This window comes from Novosphingobium aeonii, from assembly GCF_052279045.1.
Taxonomy (GTDB): domain Bacteria; phylum Pseudomonadota; class Alphaproteobacteria; order Sphingomonadales; family Sphingomonadaceae; genus Novosphingobium.
Genome location: NZ_CP176832.1, coordinates 999,175 through 1,023,363 on the forward strand (window position 1 = coordinate 999,175; position 24,189 = coordinate 1,023,363).

General features: G+C 66.8%; 20 protein-coding genes. 12 read left to right on the forward strand and 8 right to left on the reverse strand.

The window, feature by feature from the left end:
- Nucleotides 1–52: 52 nt before the first annotated feature.
- The 5 genes from tsaD (at nt 53) to ACLIMP_RS05050 (ending at nt 5,202) form a co-directional block, all read left to right on the forward strand.
- Nucleotides 53–1,099, forward strand: coding sequence for a tRNA (adenosine(37)-N6)-threonylcarbamoyltransferase complex transferase subunit TsaD (gene tsaD / locus ACLIMP_RS05030; RefSeq protein ID WP_185998114.1), 1,047 nt, complete (start codon nt 53–55; stop codon nt 1,097–1,099).
- Nucleotides 1,096–2,100, forward strand: a complete 1,005-nt coding sequence (locus ACLIMP_RS05035) for an NAD(P)H-dependent glycerol-3-phosphate dehydrogenase (protein ID WP_185998113.1) — start codon at nt 1,096–1,098, stop codon at nt 2,098–2,100. Before tsaD ends, ACLIMP_RS05035 begins: the two co-directional genes overlap by 4 nt.
- Nucleotides 2,097–3,620, forward strand: a complete 1,524-nt coding sequence (locus ACLIMP_RS05040; protein WP_054437171.1) for a lipopolysaccharide biosynthesis protein — start codon at nt 2,097–2,099, stop codon at nt 3,618–3,620. Before ACLIMP_RS05035 ends, ACLIMP_RS05040 begins: the two co-directional genes overlap by 4 nt.
- Before the next feature lie 52 nt (nt 3,621–3,672).
- The gene (locus tag ACLIMP_RS05045; protein WP_054437169.1) at nt 3,673–4,398 is read left to right on the forward strand and encodes an OmpA family protein; all 726 of its coding nucleotides are present in this window, start codon (nt 3,673–3,675) and stop codon (nt 4,396–4,398) included.
- Nucleotides 4,399–4,533: 135 nt separating this feature from the next.
- The gene (locus ACLIMP_RS05050; protein WP_324699002.1) at nt 4,534–5,202 is read left to right on the forward strand and encodes a helix-hairpin-helix domain-containing protein; all 669 of its coding nucleotides are present in this window, start codon (nt 4,534–4,536) and stop codon (nt 5,200–5,202) included.
- A 97-nt stretch (nt 5,203–5,299) separates the two neighbouring features.
- On the opposite strand, the gene ACLIMP_RS05055 is transcribed toward ACLIMP_RS05050, so the two are convergent.
- The 4 genes from ACLIMP_RS05055 to uvrB all read right to left on the reverse strand — a co-directional run bounded on the left by ACLIMP_RS05055 (nt 5,300) and on the right by uvrB (nt 12,197).
- Nucleotides 5,300–6,808, reverse strand: a complete 1,509-nt coding sequence (locus ACLIMP_RS05055) for a S10 family peptidase (protein WP_443478081.1) — start codon at nt 6,806–6,808, stop codon at nt 5,300–5,302.
- A 206-nt stretch (nt 6,809–7,014) separates the two neighbouring features.
- Complete coding sequence (scpC, locus tag ACLIMP_RS05060; RefSeq protein WP_369818239.1) at nt 7,015–8,520, reverse strand: succinyl-CoA:acetate CoA-transferase ScpC; 1,506 nt, start codon at nt 8,518–8,520, stop codon at nt 7,015–7,017.
- A 127-nt stretch (nt 8,521–8,647) separates the two neighbouring features.
- Complete coding sequence (locus tag ACLIMP_RS05065) at nt 8,648–9,757, reverse strand: helix-turn-helix transcriptional regulator (RefSeq protein WP_324697937.1); 1,110 nt, start codon at nt 9,755–9,757, stop codon at nt 8,648–8,650.
- A gap of 250 nt (nt 9,758–10,007) precedes the next feature.
- Nucleotides 10,008–12,197 (reverse strand): excinuclease ABC subunit UvrB, encoded by a 2,190-nt coding sequence (gene uvrB, locus ACLIMP_RS05070; RefSeq protein ID WP_054437165.1) that lies wholly within the window; start codon nt 12,195–12,197, stop codon nt 10,008–10,010.
- 110 nt (nt 12,198–12,307) lie between these two features.
- On the opposite strand from uvrB, the gene ACLIMP_RS05075 reads away from it, so the two are divergent.
- Nucleotides 12,308–12,868 carry a DUF3617 domain-containing protein gene (locus ACLIMP_RS05075; protein WP_324697939.1) on the forward strand — a complete coding sequence of 187 codons (561 nt, stop codon included), beginning with the start codon at nt 12,308–12,310 and terminating at the stop codon, nt 12,866–12,868.
- Nucleotides 12,869–12,956: 88 nt separating this feature from the next.
- Nucleotides 12,957–13,679, forward strand: coding sequence for an esterase/lipase family protein (locus tag ACLIMP_RS05080; protein ID WP_420719874.1), 723 nt, complete (start codon nt 12,957–12,959; stop codon nt 13,677–13,679).
- 9 nt (nt 13,680–13,688) lie between these two features.
- On the opposite strand, the gene ACLIMP_RS05085 is transcribed toward ACLIMP_RS05080, so the two are convergent.
- From ACLIMP_RS05085 to ACLIMP_RS05095, 3 genes are all read right to left on the reverse strand, one after another.
- On the reverse strand, nt 13,689–14,609 hold the full coding sequence (locus ACLIMP_RS05085; protein ID WP_443478082.1) for an EamA family transporter: 921 nt from the start codon (nt 14,607–14,609) through the stop codon (nt 13,689–13,691).
- A 139-nt stretch (nt 14,610–14,748) separates the two neighbouring features.
- Nucleotides 14,749–16,584, reverse strand: coding sequence for a flavin-containing monooxygenase (locus tag ACLIMP_RS05090; RefSeq protein ID WP_292636616.1), 1,836 nt, complete (start codon nt 16,582–16,584; stop codon nt 14,749–14,751).
- A 105-nt stretch (nt 16,585–16,689) separates the two neighbouring features.
- The gene (locus tag ACLIMP_RS05095) at nt 16,690–17,616 is read right to left on the reverse strand and encodes an SDR family NAD(P)-dependent oxidoreductase (protein WP_324697946.1); all 927 of its coding nucleotides are present in this window, start codon (nt 17,614–17,616) and stop codon (nt 16,690–16,692) included.
- A 239-nt stretch (nt 17,617–17,855) separates the two neighbouring features.
- On the opposite strand from ACLIMP_RS05095, the gene ACLIMP_RS05100 reads away from it, so the two are divergent.
- The 5 genes from ACLIMP_RS05100 to ACLIMP_RS05120 all read left to right on the forward strand — a co-directional run bounded on the left by ACLIMP_RS05100 (nt 17,856) and on the right by ACLIMP_RS05120 (nt 23,488).
- On the forward strand, nt 17,856–19,463 hold the full coding sequence (locus ACLIMP_RS05100) for an SMP-30/gluconolactonase/LRE family protein (RefSeq protein ID WP_132469438.1): 1,608 nt from the start codon (nt 17,856–17,858) through the stop codon (nt 19,461–19,463).
- A gap of 2 nt (nt 19,464–19,465) precedes the next feature.
- Complete coding sequence (locus tag ACLIMP_RS05105) at nt 19,466–19,879, forward strand: EthD domain-containing protein (protein WP_054437160.1); 414 nt, start codon at nt 19,466–19,468, stop codon at nt 19,877–19,879.
- The gene (locus ACLIMP_RS05110; protein WP_185998108.1) at nt 19,872–21,101 is read left to right on the forward strand and encodes an MFS transporter; all 1,230 of its coding nucleotides are present in this window, start codon (nt 19,872–19,874) and stop codon (nt 21,099–21,101) included. Before ACLIMP_RS05105 ends, ACLIMP_RS05110 begins: the two co-directional genes overlap by 8 nt.
- Nucleotides 21,102–21,189: 88 nt before the next feature.
- Nucleotides 21,190–22,548 (forward strand): aromatic ring-hydroxylating oxygenase subunit alpha, encoded by a 1,359-nt coding sequence (locus tag ACLIMP_RS05115; protein ID WP_054437154.1) that lies wholly within the window; start codon nt 21,190–21,192, stop codon nt 22,546–22,548.
- A gap of 22 nt (nt 22,549–22,570) precedes the next feature.
- Nucleotides 22,571–23,488 carry a VOC family protein gene (locus ACLIMP_RS05120; protein ID WP_185998107.1) on the forward strand — a complete coding sequence of 306 codons (918 nt, stop codon included), beginning with the start codon at nt 22,571–22,573 and terminating at the stop codon, nt 23,486–23,488.
- Between the two features lie 95 nt (nt 23,489–23,583).
- Here ACLIMP_RS05120 and ACLIMP_RS05125 read toward each other — a convergent pair whose 3' ends face one another.
- On the reverse strand, nt 23,584–24,183 hold the full coding sequence (locus tag ACLIMP_RS05125; protein ID WP_324697950.1) for a TlpA family protein disulfide reductase: 600 nt from the start codon (nt 24,181–24,183) through the stop codon (nt 23,584–23,586).
- Nucleotides 24,184–24,189 lie beyond the last annotated feature (6 nt).

The window sequence follows — 24,189 nt, forward strand, 5'->3', positions numbered from 1 at the left end:
TGTGCTACCCGCCAATGTCGTCCAGTGGAAGGGTCGTTCAGGGAAAGATACAATGCGGACGGTACTGGGCATCGAAAGCTCGTGCGACGAGACGGCGGCGGCGCTTGTAACCAGCGACCGCAGGATCCTCGCCCAGCGCATCGCCTCGCAGGACGAGGCGCATCGGCCTTACGGCGGCGTCGTGCCCGAAATCGCCGCGCGCGCGCATGCCGAGCGGATCGCGCCGCTGATCGAGGCGACCCTGGCGGATGCCGGGATGACGCTGGACGACGTGGATGCCATCGCCGCCACGGCCGGACCCGGACTGATCGGCGGGGTGATGGTGGGGCTGGTCACGGCCAAGGCGCTCGCCATGGCGACGGGCAAGCCGCTGATCGCGGTCAACCACCTCGAAGGCCATGCGCTGTCGCCGCGCCTTGCCGACGGCGAGCTCGCCTATCCCTATCTCCTGCTGCTGGTATCGGGCGGTCACTGCCAGATCCTGCTGGTGGAAGGCGTCGGCCGGTTCCGCCGCCTTGCCACCACCATCGACGACGCGCTGGGCGAGGCTTTCGACAAGTCCGCCAAGCTGCTGGGCCTCGGCTATCCGGGCGGACCGGCGATGGAACGGCTGGCGCTGGAAGGCAATGCCAGGGCGGTGCCGCTGCCGCGTCCGCTGAAGGGTTCGGACGAGCCGCATTTCTCCTTCGCCGGGCTGAAGAGCGCGGTCATGCGCGCCAAGCAATCCGGCCAATATGCCGATGCCGATATCGCCGCCTCGTTCCAGCAGGCCGCGATAGACTGCCTGATGGACCGCGCCCGCCGCGCGCTGGCCTCGGTCGGCCCGGAATACGGCAAGCTGAACGCGCTGGTCGTCGCCGGGGGCGTGGCCGCCAACAAGGCGATCCGTGCCGCGCTCGAAGCCCTCGCCGCCGAGCATGACCTCGATTTCGTCGCTCCGCCGCTGGGCCTCTGCACCGATAACGCCGCGATGATCGCCTGGGCGGGCGTGGAGCGGTTCGCCATGGGCCAGTCCGATCCGCTCGATGTGGCCGCGCGTCCGCGCTGGCCGCTCGATCCCGATGCCGAGACCGTGCGCGGCGCGGGGGTGAAGGCATGAGCGCGGGAATCGGAGTGATCGGGGCGGGCGCCTGGGGCACCGCCCTGGCGCAGTCGCTCGCGGGGGACGGCAGCGACGTGCTGCTCTGGGCGCGCGAGCCGGAACTGGCAGAGCGCATCAACGCCGACCGGCGCAACGAAGTCTACCTGCCGGGCGCGGCCCTTGCCGAAACCGTGCGGGCCACGTCGAACCTGGCCGATCTGGCGGCACTTCCGGTGCTGCTCGCGGTGGTTCCCGCGCAGTTCCTTGGCGGTGTGCTTGCCCAGCTTCCGCCGCTGGGCTTTTCGGGTGATCTCGTGCTCTGCGCCAAGGGCATCGAGGCCGGCACCGGCCGTCTCATGGCGGACGTGGCCGCGCAGGCCGTGCCGCATGGCCGGATCGCGGTTCTTTCCGGCCCGACGTTCGCGCATGAAGTGGCTGCCGGCCTGCCGACGGCGGTGACGCTCGCCTGCGCGGGCGGCGATGCGCAGTGGCGGCGCCTGTCGCCGCTGATCGCGCGGCCTTCGCTGCGCCCCTATTATTCCGACGACGTGATCGGCGCGGAGATCGGCGGCGCCGTGAAGAACGTGCTGGCCATCGCCTGCGGCGTGGTCGACGGCCTCAAGCTTGGCCAGAACGCCCGTGCCGCGCTGATTGCGCGCGGCTATGCCGAAATGCTGCGCTTCGGCGTGGCGCGCGGCGCGCGGGTGGAAACGCTGTCCGGGCTCTGCGGCCTTGGAGATCTTGTGCTCACCTGTTCCTCTACTTCCAGCCGCAATTTCTCGCTCGGCCTTGCGCTCGGGCAGGGGCTGACGGCGGCCGAAGCGCTTTCGGGCAAGAATTCGGTGGCCGAAGGCGCCGCCACCGCGCCGGTGCTGGCCGAACTGGCGCGCCGCGACGGTATCGAGATGCCGATCGCCGAGGCCGTCAGCCGCCTGCTGGAAGGCAAGGTTCCGGCGGGCGAGGTCGTTGCGCAGATCCTTTCGCGCCCGCTTCGCGCCGAGCAGGAGCAGCGTTCTTGAGCGACGGTATCGTGACCCGCACCGCAGCGGAGCAGGCAAGCAAGGAACACGACGATATTGCGGCGCTGGCCAAGGGCGGGCGCACCAATCTCTTCGGGTTCTTCCTGCGCCTTGCCGCGCGCATCCCCTTCCTGTTCATCGCCGGTCGCGCCTCGGTCTACGGACCTGCGGCGCTGGGCCGCTTCGCCTCGGCGCTGGTGGTGATCGAACTGACCTCGATGATCTGCACCATGGGCGAGAAGCGCGGCCTGGCGCAGCGCCTTTCCGATACCGAAGGGCAGGTCCACCCGGCCAACGTCATTGCCGACGGCATGATCCTGGCGGTGATTGCCTCCTGCGCGGCGTCGCTGTTCTTCTGGTTCGTGCCCGCGCCGATGTTCCCGGGCGGCCACTATACCCAGATCGACCGGCTGATGGTGATCGCCATCCTGCCGCTGACGATGACCGAGATCTGGCTGGCGGCGCTGGCCTACCGGCTGCGGGTAACGCCCACGGTATGGTCGCGCGCGATCGTGGAGCCATGGGTCATCTCGATCCTGGCGGGCGCGATGATCTGGCTGGCGCCCGAGAGCGGGCTGTCGATCGCCTACATGGGTTCGATCGTCGCCGCCGCGATCACCGCGTTCATTCCCTTCTTCCGCGAATATGGATTGCCGCAGGGCTGGCGCCCGCGCCCGCGCCAGATGCAGGCGCTCGCCATCCGTTCGCTGCCGATCGCGCTGGCCGACACGATCGAATGGGGCACGCGCCGCGTGGACCTGTTCCTGCTGGGCTTCCTCGCGCCGTCCTCGGCCGTCGGCGTCTACTACGCCGCGCAGCAGGTCGCCAGCCTGCCGCAGAAGCTCAAGACCAGCTTCGAGCCGGTGCTCGGCCCCGTCATCACCCGCAACCTCAAGCAGCGGGACTATGCGGCCATCGCCCGGCAGGTCTGCCAGGTGGGCTTCTGGATCACCGCCGCGCAGGCGGGAATCGCGCTTGCGCTGGGCATTCCCGGCGAGGGCGTGATGGGTCTGGTCGGCCGCGAATTCGTGGGCGGCACCGGGGCGCTGGCGTTCCTGCTCGCCGCCGAAGTGGTGGCGGCCACCGCCGTCGTCAGCGAGGCGGCGCTGGTCTATGTCGCACGCATGAGGAACCTCGTGGTCTCGCTCGTCACCATCGCGCTGCAGGCGGTGCTGACGCTGGGCGGCATTCTGGCGATGCAGAAGCTGGGCTACAATTCGCTCTATCAGGCGGCGACGGCGGCGGCCGCGCTGATGACGGCGCTGGGCTTCGCCTCGCTGGTGAAGTCAAAGATGCTGGCGAACTATCTCCGGGAGCCGATCAACAACTGGCGCTGGGCGCTGGTATGGGCGGCGGTTCCGGCGGTCGTACTGGGCTATCTCGCCACGCAGTTCCTGCCGGAATGGGCGGAACTGGCCTTCGGCATTCCCGCGATCCTGGGGTCCTACTTCCTCGTTATCTGGAAGAAGGCCTTCGGTCCCGAGGACCGCAAGCTGTTCCAGAAGACAAAGGCCGCCTGATCCGTACTTTCAGGTGTTCCCTCCGGCACTTCATTTCGTCTAGGCTGCCTTCATGAACCCCCGCCGCGCATCCATCGTTGCCGCCGGCGCCGCATTATGTCTGGCGCTTTCCTTTGTTGCGACGAGAGTGCGCGGGCCGATCTTCATCGGCAATCTGGAACGGCAGGCGGAAATCGTGCGCGACCGGGCGGGCGGAAGCGGTGTCGATCTCGCCTTCCGCGATCGCTACGGCTGGTTGACGCGCCATCCGGTGCTTTCGGGGGGCAAGGGGCTCGATGCCGAGACCCGCACCCGCGTTGCCGCCGCCGTGACCGAAGTACCGGGCATCGGCGGAATCACCTGGTCGAGCGAGGGTGACGGCACCGGCGGCACCCGGCTGCGCTGCCAGGACGACGTGGAGGCCATCCTCGCCTCGCGCACGATCCGCTTCACCGAGGCCAGCGCCCGGATCGATCCCGTCAGCGAACGCCTGCTTGACGAAGTGGCCAGGGCCCTGCGTCCCTGCGTGGGCAGCATCATCGCGGTGACCGGGCATACCGACGCCACCGGCAACCCGCAGGCGAACAAGGCGCTTTCGCTCGCCCGCGCCGAATCGGTGCGCTGGGCGTTGATCGGCCGCGGCATTCCCGCCGACGGCCTGCGCGCGGCAGGGCTGGGATCGAAGACGCCCATAGAAGGTCTGGACCCGCTCGACCCTGCCAATCGCCGGATCGAGTTTTCGGTGATCGCCTCGGCCCCGGTCAAGCCAACCCCGATCGATACGCCGGGTGCCGAATGACCGTGCAAATTACGATGAAAGGAGCCGCCGATGCCGCTATGGCTTGAAATGGCCGTTTCGGTGCTGCTGACCTATATGGCGGGTTTCGGCATCGGCTGGCTGGTCTGGAACCGGAAGGGATAAGTTGTGGTGCAAATGATCGAGGCCAACTGGCTGATCTTCATCGTCGCGTTGCTGGTCGGCATCGTCGTCGCCTACTGGCTGTTCGCGCGCGCCTCCAAGCCCGCGCCCCGCGCCCATCGTCCCGACGTGCTGGACGAAGGCGCCGCGCCCGCGCAGCGCAATCAGGCCCTGATAGACGATGCGCCGCCCGCTGCGCAGTTCACCGCGCCCGTCCATATCGATCCGCCTGCCATGGCGGGGACGATGGCCGGGATCGGCGAAGTGATCGCCGTGGCCGCGCAGCAGGAAGTGGATGCGGCCACCCCGCCGCCGCAGACCATCGCGGCCGAGCCGGAAGCGGCGCCTGCGCCCGCGCCTACGCCTGTACCTGCGCCTACGCCCGAGGCTCCGGCGCCTGAGCCCGCCGAAGTCGCGCCCGCACCTGCCGCCGCGCCGGCGAGCGAGGGCGACGACTTGCGCAAGATCAAGGGCCTCGGCCCCAAGATGCTCACGTTGCTGACCGCGCTCGGCGTGACCCGCTTCGAGCAGATCGCCGCATGGACCGATGCCGATCTCGACGAGCTGGACGGCAAGCTGGGGGCCTTCGCGGGCCGTCCGCGCCGCGATAGCTGGGTGGAACAGGCACGCCTGCTCTCCGGCGGGGACACCGGCGCTTACGAAGAGAAGTTCGGCAAGCTCTGAACGCGAAAAAGGGACGCTCGCAAGCGTCCCTTTCCTATGTCGCCCGGGCGGCAGAAAACGGGGCTGCGGGATCGTCCGCAGCCCCGTTTTTCTTGCGTCACGACGCCGCGCGGTAGCTTTCGAGGATATCGCGGCGGAGCGCCGCGCCGCTGTCCGTGCGCGAGTAGAACATGTGCCCGCCGGGGTACATGTGCAGTCGCACACGGTCCGGGCGGCCGAACTGCGGCATCTGCGACATGATCAGGCGCGAACCGAAGTAGGGGCACGAGAGATCGTCCCAGCCGTGAACGATGTCGACGGTCATCTTCGGGTCGATCGAGATCGCCTGGCGCAGGTCCTTGACCGGATTGTCGCTGTCGTCGCGTTCCCAGACGTTGTTCACTTCATAGGACAGCGCGTTGTAGCGCGCATCGACCTTCCAGCCGACCTGACGCGTCACGAAGTCCACCATCGCCGAAGTCGTCGGCGCGATCAGGGTGGTCAGCAGCGGGTCGCTGTACTGCGGGCGGGCGCTGGCCGGGAAGGGGTCGTAGGCGGTGAAGTTGGAATCGTAGACCGAACCGACAAGACCCTGGTCGCGGCGGATTTCGCGCAAGTAGGTGCCGATATCCACGCGGCCGTCCATGCGGCGCACGAGGGCCGGATCGAGCCCGGTCAGTTCCGCCACTTTGGCCGAGAGGCGGTCGGTCGCGGCCTTGTCCTGCGGGCCGGCCAGGAAGTCCTGCACGTACTGGGTGCGGATGTACTGTTCGACGGGGGCCATCGAAGCCTCGCTCAGGTTGCCCTGACGTTCGAAGTGGCCTGCGACCATGGCGGGCAGGTTGATCATCCAGGGCAGCGGCGAAAGCGCGTCGTCCTCGCCGATGGCGGGCGGATCGAGATAGGGCGAAACCAGCGTCATGCCCGAGATGCCCACGCCCATCTGCGTCTGCAGGTAATAGGCCAGGCGCGGCACGCGGTAGCCGCCGTAGCTCTCGCCCGAAAGGTACTTGCGGCTGGTCAGGCGGCCGTTCTGGTTCAGCCAGTCGTAGACCACGCGGCTGAGGTACTTGATGTCGTTCTCGGAGGTGTAGAACGCCTTCTTGGTCTCTTCGGCATCGACGCGGCTGCGCGAGAAGCCGGTGCCGATCGGGTCGATGAAGACGAGGTCGGTGAAGTCCAGCCACGAGTTCGGGTTGTCATGCAGCACGGCCGGATCGGACGGGGCATCGCCCTGCGCGCCGAACTGGACGCGCTTGGGGCCGATGGCGCCGAGGTTCAGGTAGACCGAGGCCGCGCCGGGGCCGCCGTTGAAGGCGAAGGTCACGGGGCGCGAAGTGGGCGCACCGGGCACGGTGTAGGCGGTGTAGACCACCTCGCCGATGGTCTTGCCCTTCTCGTCCTTGATCGGCAGCGCGCCGACGGTGGCGACGTAATTCACGGTCTTGCCGCCGATCACCGCGCTCTGCTTGATCGACTTGGGCGCGGGCAGCATGGGGAGTTCGTCGCCCTTCGCATCGTCGCCCTTCTTCGCTTCGGCGCTGTCGGCGGGCTTTTCGGCCGCGAAGGCCGGGAACGAGGTGGCGGCGAGAACCATGGCCAGACAGGCCAGCGAAACTTTGCGCATGAAAGGAACGACCCCTTTTGGACTGCGCCCGAACGGGCGCTCATGGGGCGATACCTAGAACTCGAAGATAGTATACGACAAGGGTTCGGACCGGAAAAAATGGTGCCTGGCCCGTCCTGCCTTCCGGGGATTGGCCATGGGTTAAGCCATCGGAAGGCAGGGCAGGCCAGGCGTTCGGACGGCTCGGGGGTGCCGTCCGAATCCGGTCAGGGCAGCATCGATCCCGTCTCGATGAAGCGCTGGTGCCAGGACAGCGCCTCGCCCGGCAGCGAGGGCGACTGGAGGCCGTAGGAGCCCTTGAGCGCGCGGGCGTAATAGTCTTCCAGCAGCGGGCGATAGTCCGGGTGCGCGCAGTTGGCGATGATGACCTTGGCGCGCTCCCGCGGGCTGAGGCCGCGAAGGTCGGCCAGGCCCTGCTCGGTGACGATCACCTGCACGTCCTGGTTGATGTGGTCGACATGGCTGGCCTGCGGCACGATGGCCGAGATCTTGCCGCCCTTGGCGGTGGAGGGCGTCATGAAGATCGAGATATAGGCATTGCGCGCGAAATCGCCCGAACCGCCGATGCCGTTCTGGATGCGCGAACCCATGACGTGGGTGGAGTTCACGGCGCCGTAGATGTCCGCCTCGATCAGCCCGTTCATGGCGATGCAGCCGAGACGGCGGATCAGTTCGGGGTGGTTGGAGATTTCCTGCGGGCGCAGGATCATCTTGTCGCGGTAGCGGTGCATGTCCGCATTGACGCGCGCGGCAGCCTCGGGGCTCAGAGAGAAGGCGGTGGCCGAGGCCATGCGCAGCTTGCCGGAATCCAGCAGGTCCAGCATGCCGTCCTGGATCACTTCGGTGTAGGAAGTCAGCGCATCGAACGGCGAATCGACAAGGCCGGTCAGCACGGCATTGGCGATATTGCCCACGCCCGACTGGATCGGCAGCAGCGCCGAAGGCAGGCGGCCCAGCTTCACTTCGTGGCTCAGGAATTCGAGGATGTGGCCGGCGATCGCCCTGGCCTTCTCGTCCGGCGGGCTGAACGGGGCGTTGCGGTCCGGCCGGTCGGTCTCGACCACGGCGACGACCTTGGCGGGATCGACCTTGAGGTAGGGTTCGCCGATGCGGTCATCGGGCTTCACCAGCGGGATCGGCACGCGCGCGGGCGGCAGGGCGGTGCCGTAATAGATGTCGTGCATGCCCTCCAGCGCCTCGTTCTGCCACGAATTCACTTCGAGGATCACCTTGGAGGCGCGGTCGAGCCAGGTCTTGTTGTTGCCCACCGAGGAGGAGGGGATCAGGCTGCCGTCGGCGCGGATGCCGGCCACTTCGATCACCGCGGTGTCGAGCGGGCCGAGGAAGCCCTGCCAGGCCATCGGCGCGACCTGCGACAAGTGCATGTCGAAGTAGTTCATCTCGCCCTTGTTGATGCGTTCGCGGGCGATGGGATCGGAATTGTAGGGCAGGCGGAATTCGATGCCGTCGGCCTTGGCCAGCGCGCCGTCGAGCTCGGGGCCGGTCGAGGCGCCGGTCCACATGCGCACCTTGAAGGCGCGGCCCGCCGCGTGTTCGGCCTCGATATGGGCGGCAAGGGCAAGCGGCACGGCCTTGGGATAACCCGAGCCGGTAAAGCCGCTCATGCCCACGGCGGTGCCGCTTTCGATCAGGCGCGCGGCCTCTTCTGCCGGCATGACCTTGGAGCGAAGCTCGGGACTCTCAATGCGCATGGGCATCCTCTTCGTTTCTGAATGACGTTGGAAGCGCCAGTCGGCCTCCGGGAGCGACGAATCCAGTGCAAAGTCCAAACACACGGTTGCGGCGGATGCATGACAGAATCCGCCTGGTCCGTTCCCCTTATCGCGACACCATTTCTATCACCGATCCTGCCGTGGCGACCAGTTCCGCCTCGCGATTGACGCCGCACTTCTGGAAGATCGTGCGCAACTGGGCCACCACGGTCTGGACGCTGACGTTTCTCATTCCGGCGATGATCTGCCGCGAATGGCCCTGCGCCAGCAACATGACGACTTCGGCTTCGGCCATGGTCAGCTTCAGGGCGTCTGCCAGCCGCTGCGGCGGGACATTGGCGGGCGTGATCGGCGCGCGCAGCGTGACGATCACGCGCGGCGCGAAACCGAATGTCCAGTCCTGCCGCGGCAGGGTGCGGACGTCGAGCAGAACCGGGCCTTCGTCGGCATGCAGCCAGAGATCGGCCGGTCCGGTGCGGGTGCCGGCAAGGGCCGCGCCGATCTGCGTCTGGAGCGCAAGGTCCACGTCCTGCCGCGCGGCGCGAAGCACCCTGGCGCGGACCTGCAGCGTTCGTGGGCCCAGCAGGTCGCGGGCGGCACCAGTCATTCCACAGACCTTGCCCACCGCGTCGAGAAGGATCGCGGCGCTGCTCATGGCTTCGAGCGATCCTTGCAGGAGCGCCGCGCCCTGATGCTCTATGGAATCCTGAAGCCGGATGGCGTCCAGCACGGTCGGCCCGATCCGGGCGAAGACCTCGCGCTGGGCCTCGGTCGTCGGGCCATCCCGGGTGCCATGCAGCGCGGCGATCCCGAACAGTACGCCGGGTCGCTGGCTCAGCACCATCTGGACGCCGAATTCGGCATCGTGGCGGCGCACATAGTCGAGATAGCTCTCATTGGTGGAAACGGCGCGCGCCGCCGCGTAATGCGCTTCCCATGACAGTTCGAGCGGCGGGCGCGTGGCGGCGACCCTGTAGTTCACGTCGGGCCGGTAACCGCCGATCGAGACGAACTCGTCGATGAAGGTCTGGTCGCTGTCCGTCACCCAGTTGAAGGCGGTGTTACGGTCACCCAGCGCCAGAAGCTGCGCGCGCGAGGAGCCGGTTTCACTGGCAAGCGCCTTCAGCGCCTTGTCCCACCCCGCATCCTCGAACGGTGCGCGCGTGAAAAGCTCCGCAAGATCGCCTGCGCGAGACTGGTCCCTGTCAATGCCCACAAACGATATCATGGCGCGGGTAACAGTACTTAACAAGTACCGTTATGCGATGTATCTTCCGGGAAAGTACCATGAACATGGTATGCCGCCGCCCTGGAATCAGTACAGGATAACCCTGCGACCCGAAGGATCGGCGACAAGCCATCCTGACACTGCCCGGGACCTGTTCTTCAGGCTCCCGGGCATTTTGCCATCCGGCATCGGCGGATGCGCGGATGAGCAATCCCGTCTTCCGTGAACCGGCCTTGCCTCAGCTGCCCCACCGCTTTTTCTGGGATTTTCCATAGCGCGTCTTGCGCGTCCCCGGCTTGCCCTCGTTGCTGCGGCCGACGATCGGGGCTTTCTTGTGATCGTCAGGAATGCCGAGTTCGCTGGCTTCCAGGCGGCGAATCTCGTCGCGCAGGCGGCCGGCTTCCTCGAATTCGAGGTCGGCTGCGGCATTGCGCATCTTCTGTTCGAGTTCCTCGATATAAGCGCGCAAGTTGTGGCCGACGAGATTGTTCTGCCCTTCCGCGTCGATGTCGATCAGCACGCCGTCGCGGCTGGCGGTGTCCGCCACGATATCGGCGATGCGGCGCTTGATCGTCTGCGGGGTGATGCCGTGCTCGGTGTTGTATTCTTCCTGGCGCGTGCGGCGGCGGTCGGTTTCGGCGATGGCGCGTTCCATCGATCCGGTCATGCGGTCGGCATAGAGGATCACGCGGCCATCCACGTTGCGCGCGGCGCGGCCGATGGTCTGGATCAGCGAGGTTTCGCTGCGCAGGAAGCCTTCCTTGTCGGCATCGAGGATGCAGACCAGCCCGCATTCGGGAATGTCGAGCCCCTCGCGAAGGAGGTTGATGCCCACCAACACATCGTAGACCCCCATGCGCAGGTCGCGGATGAGTTCGATGCGTTCCAGCGTCTCGACGTCGCTGTGCATGTAGCGCACGCGCACGCCGGCCTCGTGCATGAATTCGGTGAGATCCTCCGCCATGCGCTTGGTGAGGGTGGTGACGAGGGTGCGATAGCCGCGCTCCGCCGTGGTCTTGCATTCGACGATGCAGTCCTGCACCTGATCCTCGACCGGGCGGATCTCCACCGGCGGGTCGATCAGGCCGGTAGGGCGGATCACCTGTTCGGCGAAGACGCCGCCGCTCTGGTCCATCTCCCAGTGGCCGGGCGTGGCCGAGACGGCGATGGTCTGCGGGCGCATCGCATCCCATTCGTTGAAGCGCAGCGGGCGGTTGTCGATGCAGCTGGGCAGGCGGAAGCCGTATTCGGCAAGGGTGATCTTGCGGCGGTGATCGCCCTTCGACATGGCGCCGATCTGCGGCACCGTCTGGTGGCTTTCGTCCACGAACAGCAGGGCATTGTCCGGCAGGTATTCGAACAGCGTCGGCGGCGGTTCGCCCGGCATGCGGCCGGTGAGGAAGCGCGAATAGTTCTCGATCCCCGCGCAACTGCCAGTGGCGGCGATCATCTCGAGGTCGAAATTGGTGCGCTGCTCCAGCCGCTGGGCTTCCAGCAGGCGGCCTTCGGCTTCCAGTTCCTTCAGACGCTCGGTCAGTTCGAAGCGGATCGCCTCGCTGGCCTGCTTCATCGTCGGCCCGGGCGTGACATAGTGCGAGTTCGCGTAGACCCGCACTTTTTCGAGCGCGGAGCCCTTCTTGCCGGTGAGCGGATCGAATTCGGCGATTTCCTCGATCTCGTCCCCGAAGAACGAGATGCGCCAGGCGGTGTCCTCAAGGTGGGAGGGGAACAGTTCCAGGTTGTCCCCGCGCACGCGGAAGGTGCCGCGCGTGAAGGCCGCATCGTTGCGCTTGTACTGGAGGGCCACGAGCTTGCGGATGATCTCGCGCTGGTCCTGCGTGTCGCCGGTCTTGAGGTCGAAGATCATGGCCGAGTACGTCTCGACCGAGCCGATGCCGTAAAGGCACGAGACCGAGGCGACGATGATCACGTCGTCCCGCTCCAGCAATGCCCGCGTGGCCGAGTGGCGCATCCGGTCGATCGCCTCGTTCACTGAGCTTTCCTTCTCGATGTAGGTGTCCGACCGGGCGACATAGGCCTCTGGCTGGTAATAGTCGTAGTAGGAGACGAAATACTCGACCGCGTTTTCAGGGAAGAAGTCCTTCATTTCGGCATAGAGCTGCGCGGCGAGGATCTTGTTCGGCGCGAGGATCAGCGCCGGGCGCTGCAGTTCCTCGATCACCTTGGCCATGGTGAAGGTCTTGCCCGAGCCGGTGACGCCCAGCAGCACCTGCGTCTTCTCGCCCTCTTCCGCGGTCGAGACGAGGTCGGCGATGGCGGTGGGCTGGTCGCCGTTGGGTTCGTATTCGGAAACGACCTTGAACGGCCTGCCCGGCATCGACTTGTCGGGACGCTGCGGTTTGTGAGGGACGAACGTGCCCGAGGTGTCCGGTTCCTCAAGGCCCCGGCGAATGATCAGTTCTGCCATGGGAGAACATATGGGGTATATGCCACGCGCCCGCAATGAGTCGTTGGCAGTGACGACGCGCCGATGGTACCCCGCTCACATCCGGGGATGGTGCGAAGGATCAAGGCGAGATGAAGCGATACGTGACGATGACCGCGGCGATCGGTCTGGCAATGCTGGCCGCCGGTTGCGGTTCGAAGGACTCCGGCCACGAGGCCGAGGGCGCGAAATCGATCGACGAGGTGAAGCAGGAAGCCGCCAAGCTGGATCGTCCCAAGCCCGGCCAGTACAGCCAGAAGATCGCGGTTACCGGGATCGACCTGCCGGGAATGCCGAAGGAAACCGTCGACCAGATGAAGGCGATGCTGGCCAAGGAGAAGGTCAGCGAGTTCTGCCTGACCAAGGAACAGTCCGACAAAGGCTACCGCGACATGTTCGAGAGCGTCGATAAGGACAAGGAATGCGCTTATTCGCGCTTCACCGTTGATGGCGGCAAGCTCGATGCCCAGATGAACTGCACGGCGAAGGACGGCGGCAAGGCGGTCATGACGCTGAACGGCAAGGTGGCCGAGGACAGTTCGGACATCACCGTGGCCATGGACATGACGGGAACCGCGCAGGGCGCCCAGAACGGACAGATGAAGATGACGATGCACATGACGACCACGCGGGTCGGCGACTGCAAGGAGTGAAGGCGGCAGGGATGACAGCATGTCGGCGGTCGATCGGACAGGAGTCCGCAGGGGCGTGAACGGTCCGGCCCCCCGGCAGTTCGGCGTCATGCGCAGCGCCATCGCGCGCCGCGCGGCGCTGGCGCGCGAACCGCATCCCGAAGGCGTCCGCAAGCCGTCGCTGCGCCTGTTCCTGGCGGAACTCGCGTCTCTCCGCAGCCGCGGCGCGAAGCTGCTCGGCGTCGAGAAAGCGCTTCATCCCCAGCCGGTCATGCTGCTTCCCGGCTTCGGCGCCCATCCCAACCGGATGAAGCCGATGGCCGAGGCCCTCGCCCTGGCCGGGCATGACGTGCACGAATGGGGGCTCGGCTTCAACTTCGGCCCCAACCAGACCAACTTCGAGTTCCTGATGCGCCGCGTCGGCGCGCTGGCGCGGCGGCACCGGGCGCCTGTCACGCTGGTCGGCTGGAGCCTGGGGGGCCTGTTCGCCCGCGAGATCGCCCGCCGCGAGCCGGACAGCGTGGGCAAGGTGGTGACGATGGGCACGCCCTTTTCCGGCGATCCGCGCGCCAACAATGCCTGGCGGGCCTATCAGGTGGTCACCGGCCATTCGGTGGATGCACCGCCGATCGACTGCGATTTCGCCGCGAAGCCGCCCGTGCCGACCATCGCATTGTGGAGCCCGCGCGACGGGGTGATTCATCCGCGCTCCGCCTGCGGATGGCCGCACGAGCGCGACCGCGCCGTGGCCATCCGGTGTTCGCACCTCGGGTTCGCCAGCGATCCGCGCGCGATAGCCGAAGTGCTGCGGCAGCTCGATATCGAGGGCTGAGGCGGCGGTTCAGGCCATCGCCTCGTCGCGGGGGCTTGCCACCGGGGACCGGGCGGCGAGCGAACAGCCGGCGCTTGCCGCGATCATCATTGCCACCGCCAGCCATTGCAGCCCGGTCAGCCGCTCGCCCAGAACCGCGAAGCCGACGATCGCGCCGAGTGCGGGGGCCATGCTGCTGAGCAGGCCGACGATCCGGCTGGGGAGCTGCGTCATCGCCCGCATTTCAAGCATGTAGGGCAAGGCGCTGGACAGGATCGCGACGACGAACCCGAGGCCGAGCGCGGGCAGCGGCAGGCTGGCCGGAGCCGAAGCGATCCCGAAGGGCACGGTGACGAGGCAGGCCACCGTCATCCCGATCGATACCGCCGTCGAACTGCCGACTTGCGCTGCGCGTTTCCCGCAAAGGATATAGAGCGCCCAGCAGGCCGCCGCGCCAAGCGCGAAGCCGATCCCGGCCAGATCGAGCGGGGCGGCGCGTCCCGGCCAGGGGATCAGCAGCGCCAGTCCGCCGAGCGCCAGGCCGAGCCAGAGAAAGTCCCGCAGCGAACGCGAGGTCGCCAGGACCACGCCGAGCGGTCCGCAAATCTCGATGGCAACGCCAATGCCGATGGGAATGCGCCGGAACGCCCAGTAGATCATCAGGTTCATGCCGCCCAGCACGAGCCCGTAGACCAGCAGCCAGCCCAGTTGCCGCCCGCTCATGCGGCTGCGCCAGGGGCGGGCTATGGCCAGCAGGATCACGGCCGAAATCGCGGTGCGCAGGGCGGCGACGCCTTCCGGCCCGACGATCGGGAACAGGCTCTTGGCGAAAGCGGCGCCGAGATTGATCGAGGCCTGCGCCACGACGATGGAGAGGCCGGCAAGAAGGGCGGTGCGGTCGGTCGGCGCGGTCATGTCGGCGGCGATGCCCGCGCCGGCCGGCCTCGGCAAGTGCGGAGTTGGGCGTTACGCTGGTTCCGCCCGGGAATTGCCGCCGCCGCCGGCGCCATCGCCGCCGCGTCGGGCAAATGCTGGCCGGGGGGGGGCGGGCGAAACCCGCGCCCCCCGGCCGGAACGGGCTATTCGAGAATCAGGCCTCGAACTTCACCCCGTCCAGTTCCTTGCTGCCGCGCCAGTCGGCCAGCATGTCGCGGAAGGCGTCCCAGCCGGGCAGATAGCCGCGGAACAGGGCCCACTTCAGTTCCTTGTCGCCCTCGTTGTTGAAGTAGCTGGGCGTGCAGTCGTTCTGGAAGCCGGACATGTCGACTTCGTTTTCCTTGCAGTGCGCGCAGTAGCCTTCGACGCCTTCCCGGGTGGCGGCGACGGTGCTGGCGCCGCGGCGCAGGGTTTCGCCCACCATGAAGCCGATGTGCTCCGCCTGGCGGCCGAACTGCTCAGTCGTGGAGGAGTTCGTGGCGCCCTGGATGTAGCCCATGTAGAACATCGCCGGGAATTCGTCGGTGATCACGCCGTGGAACGTGCTCGCGCCGTTGGTCCAGTGGTCGTAGATCGACTTGCCGCCGCGTCCTTCGACGGTGTCGATGCCCCAGCGGCGCTTGAGGTCGGAGGTGACTTCGAAGCCGGAGGCGAAGATCATCAGGTCAACCTCGTGCTCCACGCCATCGGCGATGAAGCCCTTCTCGGTCATCCGTTCCACGCCCTGGGTGCCCGAAACGTCGATCAGCGTGACGTTGGGCTGGTTGAAGGTCGGGTAGAACTCGTTGTTGGAAAGCGGCCGCTTGCACATGAAGCGGAACCACGGCTTGAGCTTCTCGGCCGTTTCCTCGTCCTGCACGATGGCATCGACGCGGCGGCGCAGGCGTTCCATCACCTGGAAGTCCACGACTTCGCGGCGATCCATGAACTCCAGCGGATCGAGCGCGGGCCAGCCTTCCTCCGCCAGTTCGACGGCGAGGTTGCGGCTGATCTCGGTCCAGATGTCGCAGATCAGGTCAGGCTCGCCCGGCAGGAAGAACTGCTGCGCGGCGCGGTGGAAGTTCGCCATGCGCTCCTGCTGCCAGCCCGGCGCGAGCGAGGCGGCCCAGTCCGGGTCGGTCGGCGGATTGGGACGTTCGTCGATGTTCGACGGCGTGCGCTGGAGCACGAAGAGATGCTTGGCGTACTTGCCGAGGTAGGGCACCGCCTGCACGGCGGTTGCCCCGGTGCCGACGATGGCGACGCGCTTGTCCTTGAGCTTTTCCAGCTCCGGCGCGGTCCACGAACCGCCGGTATAGTCATGCTCCCAGCGGCTGGTGTGGAACATCTTGCCCTTGAAGTCGTGGATGCCGGGGATGCCCGGCAGCTTGGGCATGTTCATCACGCCGCCGGCCATGACCACGAACCGGGCGCGAATGTCGTCGCCGCGGTTGGTCTTCACGTGCCAGCGCTTGATGCTTTCGTCCCACTGGATCGAGGTGACGAGCGTGTGGAACAGCGCCTTGTCCACGAGGTCGAACCGCTCGGCCATGTCCTGGCAGTACTGCTGGATTTCCCAGCCGTCCGAGAACTTCTTGCTGGGCATGAACCCCGTTTCTTCCAGCAGCGGCAGGTAGCAGTAGGCGTCGTTGTCGCACTGCACGCCGGGATAGCGGTTCCAGTACCATACGCCGCCGAAGCCGCCGGCGTGATCGATGTTGCGCACGTTGGAAACGCCCTGCTTGTGCAGGTGGTAGCCGGCCAGAATGCCCGAGAAACCGGCACCGAGGATGGCGACGTCCAGATCCTCGACGATCGGCTCACGCTCGGCCACCGGGGTGAAGGGATCGTGGGCGTAATTGTCGGAAAAGTCTTCGGTGGGCCGCACGTACTGCTCGCCGCCCTCGCGCCGCATGCGCTTGTCGCGCTCCTGGCGATACTTGGCCTTCAGCGCCGGGATGTCGAGTTCCTCGGGGCTTGGCACGTCGGTCTTGAGGCAGGTCATTTCCATCGAATGGGCATCCTCTTGGGTGGCGACTCTGCTCCGGTCGCCCGTTGCTGCCGAATCTGGCGCAGCCGGCAGTTAGTTGTCAACAATGTTGTTCATTAAGCCCGGTCACGCATCGGCGCCCGCCGTCGCCATCCGGAACGAGTAGCCGATGTGATCGACATGCCCGTGAAGCCCGAAATCGAGCACTTCGGACTTGTCGCGGAAGGCATCGGAAGCGGCGGCCACGTCCTCGATCGTCCACTCCGGGCGATAGACGCCGCGCGTCTCCGCCACGAACATGCGCGCCACGCGGCCCGCCATCGAGGCGAAGGTCTCTCCGGTGACCGGGCATTGCTCGTGCGAGAGCCAGCCGACCACCGGCGCCACGAGTTCGGGGTCCATCGGCGGATACTGCGAGATGTCGAGCCCCTCGGCCATGCGCGTCACCGCGCCGGGCACGATCACGTTGCACTTCACGTTGTGCGCCTCACCCTCGAGCGCGGCGATGTTGGAGAGGCCCAGCATCGCCGACTTCGACATGCCGTAGTTCACGCAGTTGAGGTTGCCGTAGAGCCCGCCGACCGAACTGGTCAGCACGATGCGCCCGTAACCGGCATCGCACATCGGCCCGAACGCGGCCTGCACGACGTGGAAGGCGCCGAGCAGGTGAACGTCGAGCACGGCGTGAAGGTCTGCGGCCGAAAGCTCGCGGATCGAGCCGTAGCGCACGTTTCCGGCATTGTGGACCAGCACGTCGATCCGGCCCCATTGGTCCAGCGCGGCCTGGACGATGGCCTTGCCGCCTTCGGGGGTGGAGACGGAATCGGTATTGGCGATGGCCTCGCCGCCCGCCGCCACGATCTCGTCCACCACGCTCTGCGCCACGCTCTCGTCTGCGCCGGGTGCATCGAGGTCGCCCCGGATCGCACCGCCCAGATCGTTGACCACCACTTTGGCCCCGCGCGCCGCCAACAGCAGCGCATAGGCCCGGCCAAGACCGCGGCCGGCTCCGGTAATCACCGCCACGCGGCCGTCAAAGCGCATCTCTTCCATGGAACTCTCCCGGCCGACCGTCCCTGATCGGGGTGGTCTCTTTTCCGTCTGTCGATCGAATATGCGTACAGGGCGGGGCGGGGCAATCGAACAAAGCCGCGCCAACGTCGCCCGGGCGATAGTGCGCGTTCCCAGGCGCTTCGTCCCGGTCACCGCGTTGCCTGCCCCGGACACGCTGGATAGGCTCGGCACGCAAAAGAACGGCCGCAGCAGGGCCGGACGAGAGGACATTCTTGACGATGCTCGAACCCGCAGGACGCAATCACGGCGTCGTCTCCGCCCGCCCGGCCGAAGGCTGGACGCTGCACCGGCTGACCCCGCCTTCGCGCCTCAACGGCGCCAACGGCCTGCGCACGGGCGCCGATGGGCGCATCTATGTGGCGCAAGTCGCGGGCAGCCGCGTTTCGGCGATCGATCCCGACAGCGGCGCGGTGGAAGTGGTGAGCGAGATGGGCGGCGCGATCACCGCCCCGGACGATCTCGTGTTCGACGATGCGGGCAATCTCTACGCCACCGAGATCACCGAAGGTCGCGTTTCGGTGCTGCGCCCCGACGGCAGCAGCGCCGTGATCGCGGACCTGCCGGTGGCCAACCCGATCACCTTTTCGCAAGGCCGCCTGATCGCGGCGGGCTGCCACATCGGCGCGCAAGTCGTCGAACTGGACCGCGAGGGCGGCGGCGCGCGGGTGATTGCCGATAACGTGCCGATGCCCAATGCCTTCGAGGTCGGCCCCGACGGCAAGCTCTACATGCCGGTGATGGGCGCCAACGCGATCTGGCGGGTCGATCTTGACGGGCGCGGCGAGCCGGAAGTGGTCTGCGGCGACCTTGGCGTGCCGGATTCGCTGAAATTCGACGCGCAGGGCATGATCGTCTCCACCCAGGTCGCCAGCGGCCAGGTGCTGCGGATCGATCCGCGCACCGGCGAGAAGACGGTGCTGGCCGATATCGGCGCGGGGCTGGACAATTGCACTTTCGTGGGGGACCGCCTGTTCGTCTCGCACATCCTGGGCTCGATCCATGAGATCACCACGCCCCGAAGCGCGGGCGGGCTGGTGAAGCCGCTGGTCGAGAAGGGCCTGCAATGGCCGCTCGACGTGGCGATGGGCGAGGACGGCGTGCTGTGGATCGCCGACGGCGGCTTCGTCTTCTCGCTGCGCGCGGGCGAGATGGCCAAGCTGGAAGGCATGTTGTTCAGCCCGAATTTCCCCGGCTACTCGCGCGGGGTCGTTGCGGCGGGGGCAGGAACGATGATCGTCACCACCGCCAATGGCGATGTGGCCAGGTTCCACCCCGCCGGCCCGGCGAGCGAGGTGCTGGCGAGCGGTTTCGACCAGTTGATGGGTGTGGCGCTGGCCCCTTCGGGCGCGGTGGTCTTCGCGGAATACGGCACCGGCAAGGTCCATTCGGCCGATGGCGGGCGGGTCGAGGAACTGGCCTCCGGGCTGGACCGGCCCAAGGGCGTCGCCGTTGCCGGGGATGGTACCGTCTATGTGGCCGAAAGCGGAGCGGGCCGGGTGGTCAGGCTGGTCGGCGGGCGCACGGAAACGGTGCTCGACGATCTCGTCCGGCCCGAAGGACTGGCCGTGCGCGACGGCATCGTCACCGTGCTCGACGTGAAGCGGCGGGAGGTCGTGCAGTGCGATCTGTCCGGCGGCGCGCGGCAGGTGATCGCCTCGGACCTGCCGGTAGGCACGCCCGAAGGCACCGATCCCCGGCCGCTCGGCGGGGTCGGCGACATGTGCGGGCCGATGGGCAACATGACCGGGCTCGATGTGGGGCCGGACGGCACGGTGTGGATCTGCGCCGATCTCGAAGGCAGCGTCCTGGCGCTGAGGAAGGCGTAATCATGCTCAAGCAGCTCTGCTTTTTCCGCAAGCGCGCCGACATGACCATGGACGCGTTCATGGACTACTATGAAAACCAGCATTCGCAGCTCTCGAAGAAGATGGGCGCGGCGCCGGCGATCCCCGGCGCGGTGCGCTACGTCCGGCGCTATCTGGTGCCGGAGAAGAACCCGATCACCGGCGAGATCCACGATCCCGGCTATGACTGCGTGATGGAAATCTGGTGGAACAGCCGTGAGGACTTCGAACGCTCGCAGGCGATCATCAGCGATCCCGCGCGCCGGCCGATGACAATGGCGGACGAGGAGAAACTCTTCGCCGGCCACGCCAATCCGGTCTGTACCTGCATCGAATACGATTCGCCGATGGGCCCGAACGGCGAGCCCACGCGGGTGGAGCTTTCCTACGGTGACTGAGGCGGCATCGGCTCGGCAGGAGTGGGCGAGATACGGGCTGGTGCCGGTGGCGGCCGGGCTCGGCTATGCCACCAGCGTGATCCATATCTACGGCATCGGACCGTACATCGGCCCGGTGGCCGAAGCGATGGGCTGGAGCCGCACCGAAGTGACCTTCGGGCTCACCATCGCAACCCTGGTGCAGGCCGTGGGCGGCGTGTTCATCGGCCTTGCGGTCGACCGGTTCGGTCCGCGCAGGTTCGGGGTGATCGGCGCGGTGCTGCTGACGCTGGCCTTCGCGCTGCTCGGCACGGTGGGGGCAAGCCTTTCGCAGTGGTACCTGCTGTGGGGCCTGATCGCGATGGTCTCGCTGCCGGTGCAGGCTTCGGTCTGGACCAGCGCGGTGGCTTCGCGCTTCGAACTTTCGCGCGGGCTGGCCCTGGCGGTGACGCTTTGCGGCGCCTCCATCGCGGCGGGCTTGTTCCCGATCCTGGGGACATGGGCGATCAGGACTTTCGGCTGGCGGCTGGCCTTTGCGGTTCACGGCGGGCTGTGGTTCCTCCTCGCCTTCCCGGCGATCCTCATGTTCTTCCGCGGCGCGCACGATCGCAGCAGGGCCGCCAAGGCGCCGGTCCGGCGCGATTTGCCCGGCGCTTCGCTGGGCGAAGGGCTGCGCTCCAGCGTCTACCACCGCCTGTTCGCGGCAAGCCTGCTGTTCACGTTCACGATCATTGCCCTGGTCGTCCACTTCGTCTCGATCCTGGGAGACCGGGGCGCAGACCCGATGACGGCGGCGGCCATCGCCTCGTTCGTCGGCTGGTTCTCGCTGGCGGGGCGGCTGGGCACGGGCGTCCTGCTCGATCGTTTCCCGGCTTCGCTGGTCGGCGCGGCGGTGTTCCTGCTGCCGGTGGCGGGCTGCGGCCTGTTGCTGGGTTCCGGCACTTCGCTGGCGGCGCTGGCGCTGGCCTCGGCGCTGATCGGGCTGACCCTGGGCGCCGAGATCGACGTCGTCGTCTACCTCATCACCCGGCATTTCGGGCTTCGGAACTTCGGCGGCCTCTATGGCGGGGTGCTGGCGGCGCTGTCGATCGGCACGGCCATCGGTCCGCTCGCGGCGGCGGTGATCCACGACCGGACGGGAAGCTACGAGAGCTTCCTCTGGCTGGCGATCGGCATGATGGCGGCAAGCAGTCTGGCGATCGGCACGCTGCCGCGCCGCAGCCTCGCTTTCGCGCCGGCGTGAACGCGGTAGCGCCACGGCGATTTGCTCCGCTGTGCGAATAATGGGATAACGGGCGCAAATCGGCGCGAAGATAACGGGATGAGAACGCATGGGTGAAATTGGCACGATCGTGCAGGCTGCCGAGGACCTGACCGTCCCGGTCCGCGTCCCGGCCGAGGCCTACGTTTCACCGGAATACGCCAAGGCCGAACGCGACAGGCTGTGGCGCAAGGTCTGGCTTCAGGCGGGGCGCCTGGAAGACATTCCCGAAGTCGGCGATTTCATCACTTTCGACATCCTCGACGATTCGGTGATCGTGGTCCGCGCCTCGGAAACCGAGATACGCGCTTTCCACAATGTCTGCCCGCACCGCGGCCGCAAGCTGGTCGATACGCCGCCGGGAATGCGCAATGCCAGGGGCACGCGCCGCAACTTCATCTGCGGCTATCATGGCTGGACCTTCGGGCTGGACGGGGCCAACACCTATCTAGAACACCAGGAAGACTGGCAGGGGCGGCTCTGTGGCGGTCAGGCCGATCTAGGTGTCGTTCAGGTCGGTCTCTGGGGCGGTTGGGTCTGGATCAATCTCGACCCCGATTGCATGCCGCTGGCCGAATATCTCCACCCGGCAGCGGGCATGCTCGACCCCTATGGCCTTGAAAACATGCGTCCCCGCTGGCGCAAATGGGTCGTGTTCGAGTGCAACTGGAAGGTCGCGATGGAGGCCTTCTGCGAAACCTACCATGTTTCCACCACGCACCCCGAATTCATGGAATTCGGCCAGTTCCGCGGCTGGGCCCGCAACCAGGGACTGCACTCCAACATCGGCTACGAAGCGCCCAAGGGGCAGGAGGAAGACTCCGGAAAACTGCGCCTCGGCGCGGGCGAGGACCCGCGGCTCACCACGGCGGAAATGCAGAATTTCACCTGGGCGAATGCCAATACCAACACGACGATGACACTGGTCGGCGTTGCCAACCGCCTCAAGGACGAACTGCCCGAAGGTACCCCGGCGGCGGAAGTGTCGGCCTACTGGATCGGCACCGCGCGCAAGGAAGACGCGGAACGCGGCGTGGTGTGGGCGCAGGTCGATCCGCAGCACACGGCCCAGGCGGGCACGGCCTGGCAGATCTTCCCGAACTTCCAGATCGGCCACGCGGTCAACAACATGCTCTGCTATCAGGCACGGCCCTATGGCGCCGATCCGGACAAGTGCATCTTCGAGGCTGCCGTCTACGAACTCTGGCCCGAGGGTGAAGCTCCCGAAACGGAATGGGAATACACCGCCCCCAATGACTGGCCGCCTGTTCTCCAGCAGGACTTCGCCAACATGGCTGCTGTCCAGCAAGGCATGAAAAACGTCGGTTTCCGGGGCGCGCAGCCCAACCCCTACATGGAACGCTCAGTGGCGAGCCTGCACATGAACCTTGCCAGATTTATGGGCTCGGGCAGCCCCGAAACCTACTGATCGGCCCCGGCCGATGGAGGGGATGCCGCTGGTTCACGTAAGCTGGGCGCTTGCCGATAATGGCTTGCGTCCCGCCTGCGACGCGTTCTTTCGCGAGGTGTTCGGCGCGGAGACCGCGCACGAGATATTGATAACGCCGGAAACCGAAAAGCTCGGCCTCGACCGCGAAGAGAGCTTGCTGATGGTGGGCGACACCATGTTGATCCCGATCGCCCCGGCCGGTCGAGGCGCGGAACCGGGGCATCCGCTCGGCGACATGCTGCGGCGCTCGGCAGGGGAGAACCGCTGGATCGGCATCGCCCTCAAGACGAACGACCTGGCGGCGGCAGACGCCTGGTTCGCGGCGCGCGGCTTCAAGCGGCATTACGATCCGGGCATGGAAGCCTTCTATTTCCTGATCCCGCGCGGACAGGTCATGGGCTTGCGGCTGGAGATCGTGAAGCAGGACATGCCCGGCGATCCTCGCCGCGATCCGTCGTGGAGCGCGGCGAAGTGGCGGGACGGGCATCCGCTGGGGATCGAGGGATTGCAGGCCATCGGCCTTTCCGCGCCATCGCTGAACGATGCGCGCGAAATGTTCCACGGGAAACTCGGGTTGCCGGAACTTGGCGAAAGAGCACTGCCCGAGGGGGACTGTGCCGCCTTTGCAATAGGCGATACCGTCCTCGAAGTTCTGGCAGGACGCAAGCAGAGCGACGCCGTTTCCGTCCATGCGCGCGAGGTGAAGGGAATCCGGCACCTCGTCTTCAAGGTTCGTGATGCCACAGCCGCCGCGCAATACTTGCGCGGCAAGGGGCTCCCGTTGACCGGAGATACCGAGACGCGTTTCGCCGTTGTGCCGGAAGCGGCGCAGGGGCGGCTGATCTGGTTTACTGGAGCGACACCGGCGGGCTATCCGCCGGCTGGTTCGCGGCTGGCGGAACTCGTCAAGACCGCCTGAAGCGGATCAGCGGCGCCTTGTGCCGGTCCTGCCAAGACGCGGCGCCCGCATGAGGATGACCATGGTTCTCCCGGCCCCGCGGGCCCCCGATCCGCCTACTTGGCTTCTGCCAGCAACTTGGCTGCTTCCGGAGAGCTCCAGTCGTTGCCGCCCGTGTAGCGCCAGACCTCGCGGCCCTGGCTGTCGAACAGAACCGTTACGGGCAGGTTGCCGCCGTACTGGAAGCCGAGGTCGCCGTTTTCGTCCACCCAGGGCTGGATATTGTCCAGCTTGCGGCGACGAAGGATCTCCACGACCTTGTAGGTGTCTCCGGTATCCTCGGAGATCGGCAGGATCTGCACCGGCCCGTTGGGGTCTTTGGCAAGGGCTTCGAGAGTCGGCATTTCCGCGATGCAGGGGGCGCACCAGGTCGCCCAGAGGTTTACCAGCAGCGGCTTGCCCTTCAGCGACATGAGGTCGAGGCTCTCCCCGGTATTGTCGACCAGGGTCACGTCCGGCATCGGATCGCCCTTGTGCGAACGGTCCAGCTTGCCAGCAGGCTTTGCGGCGGCCGGCGCGGTGCTTTCGGAAGCTTGCGCCGAAGCCTCCTGTTGCGCGTCCTTCCCGCTTTGCCTATCGCAGCCCGCGGCCAGGAGGGCGCCTGCCCCCGCGATGGAACACAGGACGAGCGACTTGAGCGATTTGGAAGACAGCAAGGCGGC

What these genes read in the sequence shown, in the direction of transcription:
- ACLIMP_RS05075 (WP_324697939.1), top strand. Translation starts at nt 12,308, where the DNA reads ATGAAGCGATACGTGACGATGACCGCGGCGATCGGTCTGGCAATGCTG.
- uvrB (WP_054437165.1), bottom strand. Translation starts at nt 12,197, where the DNA reads ATGGCAGAACTGATCATTCGCCGGGGCCTTGAGGAACCGGACACCTCG.
- scpC (WP_369818239.1), bottom strand. Translation starts at nt 8,520, where the DNA reads ATGCGCATTGAGAGTCCCGAGCTTCGCTCCAAGGTCATGCCGGCAGAA.
- ACLIMP_RS05080 (WP_420719874.1), top strand. Translation starts at nt 12,957, where the DNA reads ATGCGCAGCGCCATCGCGCGCCGCGCGGCGCTGGCGCGCGAACCGCAT.
- ACLIMP_RS05045 (WP_054437169.1), top strand. Translation starts at nt 3,673, where the DNA reads ATGAACCCCCGCCGCGCATCCATCGTTGCCGCCGGCGCCGCATTATGT.
- ACLIMP_RS05105 (WP_054437160.1), top strand. Translation starts at nt 19,466, where the DNA reads ATGCTCAAGCAGCTCTGCTTTTTCCGCAAGCGCGCCGACATGACCATG.
- ACLIMP_RS05120 (WP_185998107.1), top strand. Translation starts at nt 22,571, where the DNA reads ATGCCGCTGGTTCACGTAAGCTGGGCGCTTGCCGATAATGGCTTGCGT.
- ACLIMP_RS05095 (WP_324697946.1), bottom strand. Translation starts at nt 17,616, where the DNA reads ATGGAAGAGATGCGCTTTGACGGCCGCGTGGCGGTGATTACCGGAGCC.
- ACLIMP_RS05055 (WP_443478081.1), bottom strand. Translation starts at nt 6,808, where the DNA reads ATGCGCAAAGTTTCGCTGGCCTGTCTGGCCATGGTTCTCGCCGCCACC.
- ACLIMP_RS05115 (WP_054437154.1), top strand. Translation starts at nt 21,190, where the DNA reads ATGGGTGAAATTGGCACGATCGTGCAGGCTGCCGAGGACCTGACCGTC.
- ACLIMP_RS05100 (WP_132469438.1), top strand. Translation starts at nt 17,856, where the DNA reads ATGCTCGAACCCGCAGGACGCAATCACGGCGTCGTCTCCGCCCGCCCG.
- ACLIMP_RS05035 (WP_185998113.1), top strand. Translation starts at nt 1,096, where the DNA reads ATGAGCGCGGGAATCGGAGTGATCGGGGCGGGCGCCTGGGGCACCGCC.
- ACLIMP_RS05090 (WP_292636616.1), bottom strand. Translation starts at nt 16,584, where the DNA reads ATGGAAATGACCTGCCTCAAGACCGACGTGCCAAGCCCCGAGGAACTC.
- tsaD (WP_185998114.1), top strand. Translation starts at nt 53, where the DNA reads ATGCGGACGGTACTGGGCATCGAAAGCTCGTGCGACGAGACGGCGGCG.
- ACLIMP_RS05050 (WP_324699002.1), top strand. Translation starts at nt 4,534, where the DNA reads ATGATCGAGGCCAACTGGCTGATCTTCATCGTCGCGTTGCTGGTCGGC.